The 16,838-nt window shown below is 70.5% G+C and carries 11 protein-coding genes; all 11 read right to left on the bottom strand.

Translation table 11 applies throughout. The features are described from left to right. Positions 1 to 89 precede the first annotated feature (89 nt). The 11 genes from AB0M80_RS34275 to AB0M80_RS34225 all read right to left on the bottom strand — a co-directional run bounded on the left by AB0M80_RS34275 (position 90) and on the right by AB0M80_RS34225 (position 16,802). On the bottom strand, positions 90 to 3,008 hold the full coding sequence (locus AB0M80_RS34275; protein WP_364573249.1) for an alpha/beta fold hydrolase: 2,919 nt from the start codon (positions 3,006 to 3,008) through the stop codon (positions 90 to 92). Beyond that, positions 3,005 to 6,232 carry an amino acid adenylation domain-containing protein gene (locus AB0M80_RS34270; protein WP_364573247.1) on the bottom strand — a complete coding sequence of 1,076 codons (3,228 nt, stop codon included), beginning with the start codon at positions 6,230 to 6,232 and terminating at the stop codon, positions 3,005 to 3,007. Before AB0M80_RS34270 ends, AB0M80_RS34275 begins: the two co-directional genes overlap by 4 nt. Before the next feature lie 46 nt (positions 6,233 to 6,278). Continuing rightward, entirely contained in the window at positions 6,279 to 7,502 is a 1,224-nt protein-coding gene (locus AB0M80_RS34265) for a hypothetical protein (RefSeq protein WP_364573245.1), read from the bottom strand. Between the two features lie 57 nt (positions 7,503 to 7,559). Then, positions 7,560 to 8,711, bottom strand: coding sequence for an acyl-CoA dehydrogenase family protein (locus AB0M80_RS34260; RefSeq protein ID WP_364573243.1), 1,152 nt, complete (start codon positions 8,709 to 8,711; stop codon positions 7,560 to 7,562). Next, entirely contained in the window at positions 8,708 to 10,318 is a 1,611-nt protein-coding gene (locus AB0M80_RS34255; protein ID WP_364573241.1) for an amino acid adenylation domain-containing protein, read from the bottom strand. Before AB0M80_RS34255 ends, AB0M80_RS34260 begins: the two co-directional genes overlap by 4 nt. Further along, the gene (locus AB0M80_RS34250) at positions 10,305 to 11,057 is read right to left on the bottom strand and encodes an alpha/beta fold hydrolase (protein WP_364573239.1); all 753 of its coding nucleotides are present in this window, start codon (positions 11,055 to 11,057) and stop codon (positions 10,305 to 10,307) included. Before AB0M80_RS34250 ends, AB0M80_RS34255 begins: the two co-directional genes overlap by 14 nt. 4 nt (positions 11,058 to 11,061) lie before the next feature. Next, on the bottom strand, positions 11,062 to 11,361 hold the full coding sequence (locus tag AB0M80_RS34245) for an acyl carrier protein (protein ID WP_364573237.1): 300 nt from the start codon (positions 11,359 to 11,361) through the stop codon (positions 11,062 to 11,064). Continuing rightward, complete coding sequence (locus AB0M80_RS34240) at positions 11,358 to 12,323, bottom strand: chlorinating enzyme (protein WP_364573235.1); 966 nt, start codon at positions 12,321 to 12,323, stop codon at positions 11,358 to 11,360. Before AB0M80_RS34240 ends, AB0M80_RS34245 begins: the two co-directional genes overlap by 4 nt. 65 nt (positions 12,324 to 12,388) lie before the next feature. Next, on the bottom strand, positions 12,389 to 13,672 hold the full coding sequence (locus tag AB0M80_RS34235) for a cation:proton antiporter (protein ID WP_364573233.1): 1,284 nt from the start codon (positions 13,670 to 13,672) through the stop codon (positions 12,389 to 12,391). Positions 13,673 to 13,733: 61 nt separating this feature from the next. After that, entirely contained in the window at positions 13,734 to 15,290 is a 1,557-nt protein-coding gene (locus AB0M80_RS34230) for an NAD(P)/FAD-dependent oxidoreductase (protein WP_364573231.1), read from the bottom strand. A 522-nt stretch (positions 15,291 to 15,812) separates the two neighbouring features. Further along, a complete protein-coding gene (locus AB0M80_RS34225) occupies positions 15,813 to 16,802 on the bottom strand; it encodes a streptomycin biosynthesis protein (protein WP_364573229.1) in 990 nt (329 codons plus the stop codon). Positions 16,803 to 16,838: the final 36 nt, after the last annotated feature.

The following is a 16,838-nucleotide window of genomic DNA, read 5'->3' as shown; positions in this document are numbered from 1 at the left end:
GTGCTTTCGTCGGCATGGTCAGCACCTCGATCGGTTCGATGATGGGGTCGGCACCGGATTCAGGCCGTAGGGCGTCCTGAAACGTGGTCTCACCGTACCGACAAGTGGTCACCGTCCCGCGGCTCGTCCTTCACCATCGCCAGCAAGCGCTCCAGCAGGGTGGCGTTTCTCATGAGACCGTTGTGGTGGAATTCGTCAGTCGCCAGCACCTGCGTGTTTCCCACCGTTTCGGCCGTGCGCAACTGCAATTCCACCGGGCTGTAAAGGTCGTCGGCGTACACCAGCGCGACCAGAGGCACCTCGTTGGCGGTCAACCGATCGAGGTCGTAGAGAGCGCGGAAATCCGCCGCTCCGGCCAGCAAGCCGGCCGCCTCCGCGAAGGGGACGAGTTCGCTGAACTCCTCGAACATCCACGGGTAGATCATCTCGCCGATCAGGAGCAACGGGACCGCGCCGGCCTCGAATTCCGCGAACCTCGCGAGCGCGCGGTGCGCGGCCCAGCCCGTGGGCCGGCCAGGACCCGCGTAGATGAACTCCTGGAGTGCGTACAGCTGCATGTCGACGAAGCCGGTTTCGGCCACGACAGCTTGGCGGAACGAGTCGGAAATCTCGTCCCCGTCCCACGCTTGACGGACGATGTTGTGGACGCGCTCGAACCCGTGGCTCATCCCGAGGTTGCGTCCGAGCAGGCGCAACCGGCGGCTGGTCAGCCGGTCGCCACCGGGCAGCCGGACGTCGTTCTCGTCGAGGTGGGCGGCCAGGCGCCGGATTTCGTGGACGTCCTCGGGGTATTCCGCGTAGTACGCGGCGTTCTTCCGCACCAGCTCGGCGTAGGTGCGGTCGTACACCTCGTCGACGGGCGCCTCGATGCCGGGTACACCTCCCGAGACCAACGCGGCGCTCAGCCCCTCGGGCGCCATGGACAAGTACGTCAGTGCGATGAACCCGCCGTAGCTCTGCCCCAGGATCGACCACCGGCCGCCGCCGGCGAGCTTCCCGCGCAGGATCTCCGCGTCCGCGACGATGCTGTCCGCGCGGAAGTGACGCAGGTACGCGGCGAGCTCCGCGGGACTGCGGTCCGCCGCGGTCCGCACGGTGACGGGAGTGCTGCGCCCGCCTCCGCGTTGGTCGAGCAGCAGGACGCGGTGGCCCTCGAGCGCGGTGGTCAACCAGCTGCCCACGGCGTCCGGTGCCGGGCACGGTGCGCCGGGACCGCCCTGGAGGAACAACAACCACGGCAGATCATCGTGTTCACGCTCCGTGGCGACGACCTCTTGGGCGTAGATCTCGATCGTGGGGCCGTCCGGCGCGGCGTGGTCGAGGGGAACCCGCGTCCGGTGTTCGCGCACGACGAAGGCCGAACCGGCTGTCCTGATGTCGTCGAATCGCGCGGGACACGTGCGCAGCAGCTCGCGACCCGCGGCGTCGACATCCGAGGCACGCCCGGCCAGCACCGAGGCGACGTAGTCCGCCCCTGCCTCATAGCCGAGCGAAGGACACAACCCGTCCGGGCGGACCAGGGACAAGAACGGAGTCAGGGCGTGGATCTCCGATCTTTCGACCGATTCCAGCAGCGTTCGCCGCCATTGGCCGTAGCCGACGACTTGCACGGCGCGGCCGATGGACCGGATGTTGGACACGATCTCCCGCCAGGACACGGCTTGGTCCGCGACGACGCGTTCGGCACGACCTCGCCCGCTTTCGTCCAGCGCACCGGCCACCAAGGTGTCCGCCACGTGTTCCGCCGAGGCCACCGGAAACGCCAGGTCGAGGTCCGGGGCCACGCGCAGGGAAACGCAGGTTCGCACCATCGCCGCCAGGAATTCGTCGCCGAGGTCGACCGTGTCGTTCCGGACCGCGGACACTTGACCGAGCCGGTACGTGCACGTCGGGATGCCGCGGGCGGCGGCCTGCCGCATGAACTGCTCGCCCACCCACTTGCTCTGCCGGAGCCCGCCCGCCGTGGCGTCCGGCTCGGTCCGCCAGGAGCCGACGCTGAGGACGGAGACGAAGTGGACGGTCTTGACGACCTCCGACGCGGCGAACCGGAGCACCTCCTGGGTCCCGAGGACATTGCCCGGCGTCAGCTGCTTCAACGACGACCGGTGGCCGAAGCAGTCACCCGCGTGCACGACCTGGTCGATCCCGCGCTCGAGCCGGCGATACGTTTCCGGCCGCATCCCCAGGTAGGGCTGCGTCAAGTCGCCGGGGACGGCGGTCAGCCTCCCCGCGTCCTCAGCACGCCACAGCCCGTGTGACGCCATCCGGCCACGGAGGCGTTCGGAAGCGCTCTCGACGTCCGGTGCCGAGATGACCACGTGCACGGTCGTGCCGGGCCGATCCAGGAACTTCCGGATGATGAAGGGTTCGACGCACGACGACATTCCCGTGACCAGCACCCTGGTGAGCGACGGACCGGCGAGGCGGGCCGAGCCGGCCGGGCGGACATCGGCGGGAAGCACGGCCAGCCGGGCCAGCTCGTCCGCCTCCACCCGGACCGGCCGGGCGCCACCGATTTCCGCGGGCCAGGGACGCCGGCCGGCGAGCCGCACCAGCTGCCTGACGGTCGGATCGGCCAGGAACCGCGCCATGTCGAACGGGGCCCCACCGGCCGCGGTCCACCGGGCCGCCATCCGGACCGCGGTGAGCGAGGTGCCCCCGAGCTGGAAGAAATCGGCCTCGACGTCGATGCGCTCCAGCCCCAGGACATCGGCCCACAAGGAACAGACCGCGGCCTCCGCGGGAGTGGCGGCGGTTTCCCCGGGCTGTGCGTCGGGCGTCGTTCCCTCGGTGCCGACCGCGCTCAGCTTCGCGCGGTCGACCTTTCCGTTCGGGAGTTTGGGCAGTTCGTCGACCACCACGATGCGCGCGGGCGCCATGGCGGGGACGAGCCGCTCCCGGGCGTGCCGGTGGACGTCATCGCGCAGCGCTGCCGTCCGCCTCGTCCGCCCCGGGTCGTTCGCGGCACCCGCCGGTTCGTCCATGCTGTTCCCGTCTCCGGCGGTCATCGGAAGGTGATGTCGAGCTGGGTGGGGTTCCCGGACCCGGCCGGCCGGACGTGGACGTCGAGGTCCCGTTCCCGGGCGACGCGATGGACGTCCGCGGGGTCGACGGCGTGCCCCGGGTACACCATCCACACCGACCGGGCGATGTCCCAGGCCGTGGCCGCCGGCTCCGCGTCGTCGAGGGCCCGCAGCGCGGCCTGGGGCCGGACCAGCCGCGCATTGGGCACGTCGGTCACCTTGAGGCCGCCCCCGGCCCGGGCCCGATCCGCAAGGGCGACGACGGCGTCGAGGGCCGGTCCGTCCGGTTGCGGCCAGTGGACGACCGGCAGGCCGGCCTCGGGCGCCGGAAAGGCCGGGTGCCGGGGCCCGAACAGAGTCACGTCCCAGCGGAACCGGGACATCTCGGTCCAGGCCCGGTCGGCGCGGCACTCGATCCGGGCAGCGAAGCCGTCTTGGTGTGCCGGGAGCTCGTGGAAGAAACCGGGCGCCACGCACAGTTCGTCCTCCGCGCGCACGTGGTGGTCGACGAGGGTCCTGAGTTCGGCCGCGGGCATGAGGCGGGGGCACCGCCGCACCTGGACGTCGGCGTGGAAGTGCCTGAGGAGGCGTACGTCTCGCACGTCTCCGACGAACACCGCGCCCGAGGGACCGGCCACGCGGACGGCCTCGGCGATGACCCGCGCCAGGTAGCCGCGACCGGGGAAGTACTGGATGACCGAGTTGAGCACGACGAGGTCCGCCGACGAATCCGGCAGATCCGCGAGAGTGCGGGCGTCACCCTCGCGGAAGACGACTTCGCCCGGCCGGGCGGTCGACGTGCCGAGGGCCGCCTCGGCGGCCGCGAGCGCCTCGCTCGCGATGTCGATCGCGAGGTAGTGGTCCCAGTCGCGATCGAGCCCCCGCAGCAGCAGCCCGCTGCCCGCGCCGACGTCGACGATGCGGCGGGGCGCCAGCCGTCGGACCCGCTCGACGGTGGAACCGAGCCAATCGCGCATCTCGCCGTCCGGGATGCGCGCACGCGTGTAGCTGTCGATCCAGCCCGCGAACGCTCCTTCGCGATCCGGCCGGTACCTCGCGTTCCACACGTCACGCCAGTCGGAGTCGAGCCGTTCTTCGACGTTCTCCGGACGGAAGCGGACGAAGGCCACGAGTTCGTCCCCGCGGGTGGCGTGGTTCGCGACGACCACCGCGGCCGCCTCGACTCGCGGGTGTTCGGAGAGGACGTTTTCGACCTCGTCCAGTTCCACCCGGTGTCCGCGCAGTTTCACCTGCCGGTCGGTTCGCCCGAGAAACTCCAGCACGCCGTCCTCGCGCCACCGGACGTGGTCGCCGGTCCGGTAGTAGCGGTCCTCCGGGCCGCCCGCTCCCGTCACGAACCGTTCCCGATCCAGTTCGGGTCGCTGGAAGTAGCCCCGTGCCACCCCGGCGCCGCCGATCCACAACTCGCCGGGAACGCCGATGCAGGATTCGTTGCCCAGGCCGTCGACCACTCTCGTCGTGGTGCGGCAGATCGGACGGCCGACCGGGATGATCTGCCCCCGGGTGTCGTCGGGCCGCAGGTCGTGGGTCAACGACCAGACGGTCGTCTCGGTCGGGCCGTACATGTTGACCACGCGCGCTCCCGGCACCGCGGTGACCAGCTCGTGCGCGAGTCCTCGCGGCAGGAGTTCGCCGCCGACCAGCAGGGCCCGCACCCCGCCCAACGCCGTCAGCAGCTCCGGCTCGGACACCACTGCCGTGAAGAACGAGGGGGTGGCCTGGACCAGCGTGGGCCGGAAGCGGCGGACGAGGCTCACCATGGAGTTCTCGCCGCGGGCGAGCCGCTCCACCACCCGTGCCGGACAGACCACGGTGGACGCCCCGCGCGTCAGGGGCCACAGGAGTTCGAGGACCGAGATGTCGAACGCGACGCTGGTCTGAGCCAGTACGCGGTCGGCCTCGGACAGTCCGATCGCGTGGTCCATGCCCAGGAAGAAGTTCGCCAGGTTCCGGTGCGTGAGAACCGTGCCTTTGGGCCGTCCGGTCGATCCGGACGTGTACATCACGTACGCGATGTCCGTACCGGTCAGCGTGTCTTCCGGTGGCGCGCCGCCCCCGGCTCCTCGATCCTCGACGGGCACGAGCGGAACGTCGATGGGCGGCGGGCCGGCATCCGGCCCGGTGACGAGGCACCCGACGTCGGCGTCCGAGGCGATGAACCGCAACCGCGCCACGGGGAATTCGGGATCCAGCGGCACGTACGCCGCGCCCGCCGCCAGCACGGCCAGCAACCCGACGACGAGATCGGCGCTTCGGTCGACGTACACCCCGACGCGGTGCCCCGGAAGCACCCCGTGCGCGCGGAGCCGGCGGGCCAGGCTGTCGACTCGCCGGCCGAGCTCCCCGTAGGTCAGGCTGCCCCTGACGTCGAACACCGCGACGCTGTGCGGCCGTTGCCGGACCTGACGGCGGAATTGGGCGTGAACCGGTTCGGGTCCGGTCCCCTCGAGAGCCGGACCGGTCCCCCATTCCCGCACCGCTTCGCGTTCGTCCGGGGCCCGGATGTCGAGAGCGGTGGCGACCGCGTGCGGCTCCGCCACGATCGCGGCCAGCGCGGTCCGGTAGTAGCCAGGCAGGCGGCGGGCGATCCCGGCATGCACCCGGGTTCGATCACAGTGGACGTCCAGAGCGATGTTGTCCCCGCGGGTGTCGACGGTGAACTGCACGGCCAGCGGGAACTCGGCAAGATCGCACTCGGCCGCGCTGTCCGGCCGGATCGAGCGCTCCGCGATGTCCACCCGGCTGTCGATCACCAGCTGCGGTGCCCGGTCCGCGAGGCGCGGGTAGCCGACGGACTGCGCGGCGGCCCACCGTTCCAGCCGGACGACCTCCCGGGCCACGTCGACCCAGGTGCGCCCGCGGAGGTCGATCCGCACGGGCACCGGGTGTTCGGGTGCGCCGGAGTCGGCGACGACGGTCACCGCATCCGCGGTCGACGTGACCGACCCCAGCACCCGCAGGTGCGCCGCCACCAGGAACGCCCGCACCGGCAGCTCACACGCCTGTGCGAGGCGGAAAAGAACCGGCCCGATCGCTTCGAGACCGGAGACGCGGGAATGCGGTACGGCCTCGACGGCACGGCCCGCGTCGGCCGGCCGTGGGAGGGGGCGGGAATCGGCGCCCTCCATCACGGCGGTCCAGTAGTCGAGGTCCAGCTCGGTCCCGGTCCGCGCCGCACTGCGTGTCACCACCGCCCCTTTCGGTCTTGTGAGTCAGGTTCGGAACGGCTTCCGTTCAGGTGCTCTTCCGGTCGTGCAACTCGTGGGTGAGCCGGACGGCTTCGTCGATGCGCCGCTCGCAGCTCGCGATGTCGCCGGCTTCGATGAGCGCCAGCGCCACGCAGTAGGTGCTGTAGAGCATCTCTCCCATCACCTGGCCGACCTGGACCGTCATCTGCACCTCGCAGACTCCGGGCAGGGCCTCGATGTCTTCACGCGTCACGCCGTTCACGGCGCCGGGCTTGACGGGGAGGCACACGAAGCCGTAGACGGCGTCCCCGGCCGCGGCCGCCTTCGGTGGCTCTTCGCCCGCGAGGAGCCGGGCGTGCGCGGTCCAGGGGTTGATGCCGATGGTTCGCTCGGCGGTCTGCGGCGCGAAGACGCCGGCAGGCCGCCAGGCCAGTTCGCCCGCGACGAACTCGTCCGGTTCGCCGAACACCTCCAAGTGGAAGACACCCCAGCGGCCGCCGAGGGCGGTCACGGCGTGCTGGGCGAACGCCGTGGCCGTGGCGTAGAGCTCGGGGTGCGCGGCGACGGGATAAGCGACCGACCGCAGCGGCGATCCGTTCCTGGTCTCCCGAAGCGGCGCCAGGTACCGGGACACCATGAGGTGCGCGACCTGCCCGTCGACCACGCTGCCGTCCAGGTGCCACTCGCGGCCGTCCTGCAGCTCCTCGACCACCGCGTGGCGCAGCGCGGGGGTGCTGGTGAGCACCTCGTGCAGCTCTTCGACGTGCCGGCACACGTGCACGTCCCGGCTGCCTCCCCGCGACGGGGGCTTGACCACGAACGGGGCCGACAGGCCCGCCACGACCTCGTGCAGGTCGGCCAGGGAGCGGGGGGTGCTGGTCACCGTCGCGTACCGAGCCGTGGGCACGCCGTGCTTCGCCCACAAGGACTTCTGGTGGGCCTTGTCCCGTCCGGCCATCGCGGTCGGCAGGTCGATCCGCGCCGTGGCCGTGCACCCGAGCAGGCTGTTGAGGAAGGCCGCCGTGACCACGGCGAGCTCGTGGCACGGGAGCACGAGGTCGACCTCGCCGGTCTCGCCGAGGTGCAGCAGCACCGACCAGGCCAGTTCGGGGATGTCGAAGTCGGGTACGTACCCGATGTTCGCCAGGCGGTCCGCGTACTCCTCGGCGGTCCGGCGGTCCCCCTTCGAGTGGAGCACAGTCAGGGTGTGACCGAGGTCGAGCAGCTCGGTCAAGACTTCGGCTCGCGCCCCCAGCAGGACGATGTGCACTGGCTGTCCTTTCGTCTTCTCGGGTGGTGTGGGCACTCCGGCGGCACGCCGCTGTGTTCAGGTGAAGTCCGTCGTCTCGAAGATGAGGTCCCGCATGAGTTCGCTCGCCCCGGCCGTGATCGTCCCGGCCGCCGCGTCGCGGTGCACCCGCGAAACCGCGGAATCTTCCCGGTAGCCACGGGCACCGTGGTACTGCGTGCACGCGCGGGCCGCCGACACGGCGAGTTCGGTGGCGCGAAGCTTGAGCGTCGACGCGGTGCCGGTGTCCAATCGCCCCTCGCTGTGCAGCATCGATGCGAAGTAGCCGTACGTACGGACCAGGTCCAGCTCGGCCGCGAGGTCCGCCAGGGTGTGCCGGACCGCCTGGTTCGCCGCCAGCGGCGCGCCGTTGACGTGGTGACCGCGGACGAACGAGCCGGCCAGCGCCAGGCTGTGCGACGCGCCGCCGATCGCCAGCAGACCCGCGACGAGGCGTTCGAAGTCCAGCGCCGCCATCAAGTACGACAACGTGTGGCCGGCTTTCCCGAGCACGCGCCCGGCCGGGACGGGCACGCTGTCCAGGGTGACCTCGCAGACGTCGGCGGCGTGCCACCCCACCATCGGCTCCGCGGTGGCGGTCACCCCGGGCGCGTCGGCGTCGACGAGGAGCAGGCCGCACCCGGCGAGCGACCTCGGCCGGGACCCGACGGTGCGAACCCTGGCCAGGCAGAGGAAAAAGCCCGCTCGTGAACCGTTGGTGACGTGCGCCTTCCGGCCCGACACCCGGTACCCGCCCGCTCCGTCGGGTTCGGCACGGGTGGTGATCCCGTTCAGGTCGGTGCCCGCCTCGGGTTCGCTGAGCGCCAGGGCCGCGACGCGCCTTCCCGCGCGAACGTCCGGCAGGTAGGCCGCCTGCTGGTGCGGTGAACCGAACCGGTCGAGGTAGAACGCGGCCATGTACGTGTGCACGGCAACGGCGGCACGGACACCCGCGTACCCGGTGCGCCCCAGCTCCTCGAGGAGGATCGCGCTCTCCAGGAATCCCGCACCGGCCGAAGGCCGGTCGAACAGGCCGGCCGCGGCCAAGGCCCGCCACCCCCGTGGCGGGATGCCGCGCGCGCTCTCCCACTCGTCCGCGTGCGGCAGCACGGTCTGCTCGAGTGCCGCGCGCACCCGGCTCCGGACCGGGTGGGAGGCCGCCAGCAAAGCCGGCAGGCTGTCGTTCGTCATGGGGTTTTCAGCACCTCGTGGCCGCCCGGCGCTCCGGTGGCGGTTCGCCGGGAGATCAGGGCGCGGCGGTCCACCTTGCCCGTCGCGGACAACGGGAGCGCGGGGCACAGGTGGATCTCCGCCGGCACCAGGTATGCGGGCAGCCGTGCGGCCAAGTAGTCGCGAACCGACGCGGCGGTGCAGTGCGCGCCGGCCGGGACCACGAACGCGACGAGCATCCGCCGGCCCGGCTGCCCGTCGTGTGCGCAGACGACGTTCTGCCGGATGTCCGGATGCCGATCGAGGTGGTGGGCCACTTCGCCCGGCTCGACCCGGAAGCCGTTGATCTTGACCTGGTCGTCGAGGCGGCCCGCGAAGACCAGGTTCCCGCGAACATCGATGTACGCCAGGTCGCCGGTCCGGTAAAGGCGCTCGCGCCGTCCGTCGACGTCGTACTCGGCGAAGCGCTCTGCCGTTGCCTCCGGCATGCCGACGTAACCGAGGGACAAGCCGGGACCGGCGATCAAGAGCTCACCGGTCTCGCCGGTCGCGCACAACCGGTTCCCGTCCACCACGTAGACCCTCGTGTTCTGGATCGGCACGCCGATCGGGATCGGGTCCTCGTCGGACGGCAGGGCTCGTAGCGGGTGGTACGTGGCGTAGGTCGTGCTCTCGGTCGGCCCGTAGACGTGGACGACCCGGCCGGGGCCGTAGCGCGCCACGGCGTGGCCGATGTGCTTCGAGGAGTGGGCTTCCCCGCCGGTGAGGATCCACCGCACCGGGTCGAGGACGGCCGGCGCCTCGTCCATGATCGAATTGAACAAGGCCGTGGTGAGGAACACGGTGGTGACCGCTTCGTCGACGAGGATGCGTTTGAGTTCCGACAGCCGCAGGAAATCCGGCGGGTAGAGGACGCACGTACCGCCGTTGAGCAGCGCACCCCAGATTTCGAACGTCGCCGCGTCGAAGGCGACGGGCGCGAGGTGCAGCACGCGGGTGGTCTCGTCCAGTTCGGTGTAGACGGAGCCACACACCAGCCGGAGCACGGCGCGGTGCTGGATCGACACGCCTTTGGGCCGGCCCTGGGAGCCGGAGGTGAAGTTGACGTAGGCCACCGCGTCCGCCGGGATCCGGCTCGGGCCGGCCAGGCGGGGATCGTCCGGCTCGGTCGTCCCCGCCTGGACCGCCACCGCCCGCAGGGCGGGAAACCGGTGGGCCAGGTGCTCGGCACGATCCGACAGGACGACCGTGCACCCGGTTTGCCCGGCCAGGTCGCGCACCCGCTCTTCGGGCCAGGACTCGTCGACCGGCAGGTAGGCCGCACCGCACTTCAGCACGGCCAGCAGAGCCGTGATCAGCTCGGGGCTGCGCCGGACACACACCGCGACAACGTGCCCGGACCGCACACCGGCACGGGCGAGCCGGGCAGCGAGGACGTCGGAAAAGCGGTCCAGGGACCGGTAGCTCAGCCGCCGCGCCCCGCAGACGACCGCGATCTCGTCCGCTCGCTCGGCGGCGCGACGCCGGAAGACGGCGGGGATGCTGTCCTCGGCCGGGTAGCGGACATCGGTCGAGTTGAACGCTTGGTGAGCCCTCGCCGCGCTCGCACTGACGTCAATCGTGTCCATGGTCCCTCCCGATCCGGGCATCGATGATGGTCAGCAGATCCGCGCGGTGGGTGTCGGGGAAGAAGTGGCCACCGGGTGCCCCGACCACTTCCGTCCCCGCACCGCCGAACGAGATCCAGCCGCGCATCGCCTCGTGTGTGTCCTTCGCGTCGTCTCGTCCGTAGATCGCCGTGATCGGCGCGGCCAGGGCGCGCTCGTGTGCGTCGCCCCACAGTTCGGCCAGGCGGATCTCCGCGCGAACGGTCGGGAGCACCACGTCCATCACCGACGAGTTGCCGAGCACTTCCGGGGCGGTGCCGCCCATGGCCCTCAGCGCGCCGAGCAGCTCCGCGTCGGTCAGGTCGTGCAGGAACGGCCGGGCTTGGGGCCAGTCGGGACTCCGGCACCCGGAGACGAAGACCCGGGCTGTCCGGGTCGGCTCGGCCCGGTGGGCCAGCTCGTAGGCCACTCTCGCGCCGAAGCTGTGCCCGTAGAAGGCGTGCGGCACCGACAAGTGGGGCGCCAGGACCGCGGACACGTCGTCGACGAGGGTTTTCCACTCGGTGTACGGCTGCTCCCGGCGCCGGACGTCGTGCCCGGGCAGGCGAAGCGCGAGCACGTCCACGTCGGCCGGCCACCCACGCGCCCAGGAGCGGAACAGGTGCGGGCTTCCGCCGGCGTAGGCGAAGCAGATCAGGGTCAGCCGGGGAGTACCAGGCGCCCTGCGCACTCGTACGATCCACTTGTCGTTGTCGGGCACGAACTCACCGCACCTCGGCGCGCCGCGTCGCTTGCCCGCTCGTGCGCTCCGCGATCGCCCCGGCGTTGCGCGTGATCAAGCCTGCGATGCCCCGGACCGTGCTTTCCTCGTACAGCTCGTCGGGCGGGAGACAGTCCTCGCCGAACTCCTCCTCCGCGCGCGCGACGAGGCGGATCACGCTCAACGAGGTGCCGCCGAGAGCGAAGAAGTCGTCCGACGGGCTCTGCGCCGGCAGCCCCAGTGCGACACAGGCGTCGATGACCCACCGCTCCACTGTGGACGGGTTCCCGCTGGTACCGGTCACGAAACGCCCCCCGGCGCCGGGACGGGGAAGCGGAACCCGTCCACCGTCTCCTCCGTGTAGCGGTTGTGGCCGAAGGTGTCGGTGCCGGACACGAGGACGTTGCCGAATCGCTCGAGGCTCGCGCTGCCACCGAACTCTTCCAGCTCGTCCGAGTACGGGTAGACCCGGACCGACGTCGGCAGATAGCGCGCCGCGTAGCCCAGCCGCATCTGGTCCGTCAGCCCGCTGTGGGGGTGCGAGGCGTGCATGAGGGTCGACCAGAAGATGATGAACTGCCCTTGCCGCATGACCTGCGAGACCGCCGCGGACTCGTCCGGCGCCCAGCCGGGGTCCTTCTGCAGCGCCCGGTAGTCGTACCCGAAGAAGCCTCGACGCACGCCGGCCTTCTCCGTGGCGTTGATCGACGACTGGTCGTAGACCATGGTCTTGGACTCGTCGTAGTTCATCACGTCGTGCGTTCCCGGGATGAACTGCAGGCAGCCCATTTCGACCGGTGCCGGGGTGAACGCCGTCCACACCGTGATCGTCCCGCCGAACTCGGCGTCGTTGGGCCACTCGATCTGCGGCTGCTTCGACCCCGCCACGTTGGCGAAGTTGTCCGCCTGGTGCCAGTCGGTTCCCTCGTCACCGGGATACTTGGGGAAGAATTCGCTTCGCCAGCACAGCACGTCCGGCCCGAGGATCGAAGCGACCCGGTCGACGATCTCCGGCCGGACGATGTGCCGGGCCAGGAACTCGACGTCGAGGTGCCGGTCGTAGTTGGCGAGGTTGGTGACGCCGGAAACCCCCTTCCCCTGGCCGTAGACCGCCCGCTTGGTGTTGAGCAGCTTGGGCCGCAGGGCCCTGAGGTTCTGCTCCATTTCCTCGGGTTCGTAGAGGTCGAACGGGCCGATGAAACCGTCCCGGTGGAACTGCTCCACCTGCTCCGGGGTCAACGAGAAACCCGGCTTTTGTTCTGCCATCACATTTTCCTCCTACCTGAATCAGGACTTGCCCGGCGACAACCGGCAGCGCAGCCGATCACCCGTCATTTCGCGCCGGTAGCGCCGTCCAGCACTTCCGCTTTCGGCCGGCGGCGCAGCTCTGCCCGGTCGATCAAGCCCAGCAACGGCCCGGTGAGTGCGGTCGTCACCAAGGCCATCACGACCAAGGCGAGGAACAACGGCGCGGTCAGAATTCCCATGCTGTAGCCGAACTGGAGCACGATCAGCTCGGTCAAGCCCCGGGTGTTCATCATCGCGCCGATGCGCATGCTGTCCCACCTGGACTGTCCGCCCAGCCGCGCACCGAAGTAGCTGCCCAGCAGCTTGCCACCGGCGCCGAGCACGACGGTGATGCCGATCAGCAGCACGGGCACGGCGCCGAAGTCCTTGGTGAACACGGTGATTCCGGTGACCACGAAGAAGATCGGCACCAGCGCCCGGCCCAGCGAGCTGACCTTCTCGACGGCGTTCTTCCAGTGGTCCCCCTCCCCGGCGGGAACGGCCATTCCGGCGAGCACCGCGCCGAAGATCACGGTCAGGCCGAGCTCTTCGACCGCGAGTGCCATGCCGACGGCCAGCACACCGATCAGGACGCGCGTCCCGCCCGGCCGGCCGGCGCACCACCGGTCCACCACCCGCGTCCGCAGGAGGCCCCGGATCACCAGCGCCGTCAACGCCGCGCCGACCAGGACCACCAGTGAGCGGACGAACTGCGCCAGCTGCCCGCCGGCCAGTCCCGCCGCGACGGGAAGGAGCAGCCAGCAGGTCGAATCGACCACGACCGCTGCGCCGAAGGCCACCCGGCCTGACGGCGTCTCCGTCATCCGGCGGTCGGCGAGGATCCGGGCCAGCACGGGCACCGCCGTGACGGACAAGGACAAGGCCAGCATCACCACCAGCGACGCGGCGGACGCCGCACCGCGCACCGACGGCGTGCCGGCGAACAACACGTAACCGGCCAGGAGGACCCCGGTCGCGGCGGGTACCAGCGAGCCGGCGACGGTCCAGCCGATCGCCCCCGCCGAGGCGCGGACCGTGTGGAGCCGGAGCTGGTGGATCGTCCCCACGAGGAACAACGCGAGCGCGGCGTGGGTGAGGAATTGGAGGCCGGTGAACAACTCGCCCGGCAGCACCGCGGCGAAGCGGCCGGGGCCGAGCAGCCAGAGCGCGATCGGCCCGGCGAGCAGCCCCACGGTGATCTCGCCGACGACCTTGGGCTGACCGAGCCGGTCCGCCGCGAACCGCCCGAGCCCGATGATCACCACGATCACCACGAGGACGGCCAAGACGTGCCCCACGCCGAACAGCAGATCCGAAACGAAGTCCATGAGATTCCTCTGGGATGCGTCCAGTCGCTTGGTGGACCGGGGTTTCCGGAGCGGGTTGCCCCTACGCGACAGTCAAGAGGCCGGCGTTGTGCAAGGTGCCGATCGCGGAGACGCAGAGCGCGCGCTCCGACGAACCGGAACCCAGTTTTTCGACGATCTCACCCACCGTCGCCCGCCCGTCCACGGCGCGGACCAGATCGGCCATGAAGCTGCCGTGCTCGTAAGCCGGCCGCACCGTGCGGTTGCGCTGGTGTTCCAGGACCAGGCCGGGCGACACGAGCCCCTTCCGGAACACCAGGCTGTCCCGGCGGGTCACCTCGTCGGCCAGGCGCGGGACCGCCGACTCCGGGGTCTGTGCCACCGAGATGTCGACCCGGAAGTCGGTCATCTGGTCCGCGAGGGCCTGCGGCAGCCACAGCTCTTCGTTCTCCTGCGCGTTGAGGAAGAACTTGGCCCCTACCGCGCCGAGGTGCCGGCAGATCGCCGCCGCCTCGTCGCGATCCACCCCGGAAAGGTCCCGGCGCTGCCAGAATTCCCCCCGTCCGGGGTGGACCCCGTACAGCACCTGCACGGTTTCGTCCACCCGGTGGTAGTGCCGCCGCATTTCGTCGTCGTACCACCGCGCGGCCACGTCGTCGGCGATCTCGCCCGCCAGCACGGCCACGAGGGCGCCGGCCGCGTGGCTGGCCGACATCAGCGCTCCGTGCACACCGGTGGAGAACAAGGGATCCACGAACATCGCGCTGTCGCCGACGAGCACATAACCCCGGTCCCACAGGGGGGCGTCGACGACGTGGTTGGTGTAGCGCAGCAACCGGCCGCGCCGGGCGACCGCCGCGTCCGACAGCAACCGCCGGACCAGCTCGGTCTCGCCGATGGCGCCGTCGAGGGACGCTTGGGGGTTCCGGTGCTCGATCAAGTCCGCGTCCGTCACCATGCCGACGCTGGTCAGGTCGTCGCTCAACGGGATGAACCAGAGCCAGCTGTTCTCGGCGGCCTCGGTGATGATGTCGTCCCGGCTCGGCCCGGCCGCCCGGTCCGCGCCCGAAAAGTACGCGCCGACCGCGGCGCGCGTGTGGCCGTCGTCGGCAACCGGGAGGCCGAGCGCCTTGGGGACGAACTGGAACAGCCCGCTGGCGTCGATGACGTACCTCGCGGCGAGGTGCCGGACCGACTTGCCCTCCTGGACGACCACGCCGTCCACCCGGCCGTCCGCGTCGAAGTGCAGCCGCTTCGCCCAGGTTTCCCGTAGCACGCGGACGCCGGCCTTTTCCGCCTGGTTCAGCAGCAGGTCGTCGAATTTGTCCCGCGAAACCTGGAAGGCGTACCCCGGGCGCGGCATGCCCAGGCGCATCTCTTCCTTACGCCCGCCCCAGCGGAAAACTGCGCCCGGCTTCCGGACGAAATCGTCTTCTTCGATGATGTCCGCCACGCCCAGGTCCCGGAGGTACGGCATCGACATGGCGAGCAGCGATTCCCCGATGTGCTCACGGGGGAACTTCTTGCCCTCGACCAGTGCGACCGAGATCCCCGACCGGGCGAGCAGGCCTGCGGCGCAGCTACCCGCCGGCCCGCCGCCGACCACCAGCACATCGACACTTCCACCGGAATCAGTCATCGGATCCTCATCTGCTCCAGCTCTTTTCGCCACAACACTTGCCGTGCACCAGCCGGCGGTCTCGCCGGGGGAGGGAGGCGCGCCTCCCGCCCCCGGCGATCAGTCAACTCACCCCGATCACGCCGGGTCCGAGTTGGTGTCGTACTCAGCCACGATGGTCACGTTCAGCTTTTCCATGAGCTCCTGCTCGGTGATCTCCAGAACCTTTTCCACAGCACACCCCCTTTCCTTGAGAAGCGAAATCAACCGCCGAACGGCGGTGGCACTTCAGAACCCGGTCACACACTCTTTCGAGCGAGGGAGAAACACGGATTCACGAGTTGGCGTCACTGCATCCGTAAACGCAGTCCCCCAGGCGTCGCCCTATGGGCAGCGGAATCACGGCGAAACTTCCCTGATTTTCGCGAGCCCCGGCGAGCTCCCCTGACCGCCGTATGGTTCCTCAGCGTAGTCACGCCGATCCGAGAGTGTCAACGTGCGCACGACGGCGCCGGGACAATCATCAATTCCCGCGGTCGCCATTCAACCCGACGCGACACTCCGGTCATCCCGGCATTCGAGGCGCTCCGCGAAAGCCTGCCACGCCAGTGCGCATTCATTCGCCAGCATGACGACCTTTTCCCGCTGATGAACGGGCACCCGGTGCACCATTTCGGCCCATTGGCCGTCGTCGATCGAGGCGCACCCGATCAGCCGAAGCAGCAAACGCCCGGACTCGCTGAACCGCAGCGAAGGATCGCTGGTGAGAAGCGTGACGAATTCGGCGGACGAAGCGTCGCGCTCCCGGCCGGGTCCGGCGTCCCGGGGGCGCGGTCCGGCGAACCGGGACGCGTTCCCCGGTGGCACCGCCGCGCCCGGTGCCGGCTCCTGCGCGGCGTCCCGTCTCCGCTGCTGCGGTGTCACGGGCGACTCGCCCCGGGCGAGCCTGGCCCGCACGTCCTTCGCGGTCGACGGCGAGATGTGCGCCGCCTTCGCGATCTCCCGCAGCGACGCCTTCGGACGGGCCGCGATCAGCTCGGCGGCCCGCCGGCGCGCCTCGGCGCCGTCCACCGGCCTGATCCGGCCGTCCCGGCCGACCCGGACGTTCGACTGCTCGATCCGATCGGTCGAACGCGCCCGGATCGTCACGATGGTGCTGGCGGCCAGGCCGGTGACCACCGAAATCCGCCGGTCCGACCACGTCGGGTGGGAGTCGACGATGCGAGCCGCCGCGATCTTGCGGTCGGCGGTCGACAGCGGCAGCCCGTGCGCGTGGTTGAGCTCCACGGCGAGCACGAAGGCATCCGCGTCTTCGCCGGTGAAGAACAGCACGTCGATGGCTTCGTCACCCCGCAACACGGCCGCGCGCACGCGGTGCACCCCGTCGATGACCTTCATGGTCGGCCGGTGGACGACGACCGGCGGCAGCGGGGTCTCCACCGCGGCGAGCATCTTGGTGTGCTCGACCTGCTCGCCGTGGACGCGCGGGGAATCCACGATCACCAGCCGGGCGATGGACACCCTCTCCGGCACCGCGGACAACATGGTTCGTTCAGCAAGCAGTTCCTC

It is taken from the genome of Amycolatopsis sp. NPDC051045 (assembly GCF_040682955.1).
Classification (GTDB): domain Bacteria; phylum Actinomycetota; class Actinomycetes; order Mycobacteriales; family Pseudonocardiaceae; genus Amycolatopsis.
The sequence above is the reverse complement of the archived record's forward strand: the minus strand, read 5'-3'. Positions and strand labels throughout refer to the sequence as shown.

Coding starts and splice junctions, on each gene's coding strand:
- AB0M80_RS34275 (WP_364573249.1), bottom strand. CDS start 3,008: ATGACCGCCGGAGACGGGAACAGCATGGACGAACCGGCGGGTGCCGCG.
- AB0M80_RS34260 (WP_364573243.1), bottom strand. CDS start 8,711: ATGACGAACGACAGCCTGCCGGCTTTGCTGGCGGCCTCCCACCCGGTC.
- AB0M80_RS34255 (WP_364573241.1), bottom strand. CDS start 10,318: ATGGACACGATTGACGTCAGTGCGAGCGCGGCGAGGGCTCACCAAGCG.
- AB0M80_RS34240 (WP_364573235.1), bottom strand. CDS start 12,323: ATGGCAGAACAAAAGCCGGGTTTCTCGTTGACCCCGGAGCAGGTGGAG.
- AB0M80_RS34235 (WP_364573233.1), bottom strand. CDS start 13,672: ATGGACTTCGTTTCGGATCTGCTGTTCGGCGTGGGGCACGTCTTGGCC.
- AB0M80_RS34230 (WP_364573231.1), bottom strand. CDS start 15,290: ATGACTGATTCCGGTGGAAGTGTCGATGTGCTGGTGGTCGGCGGCGGG.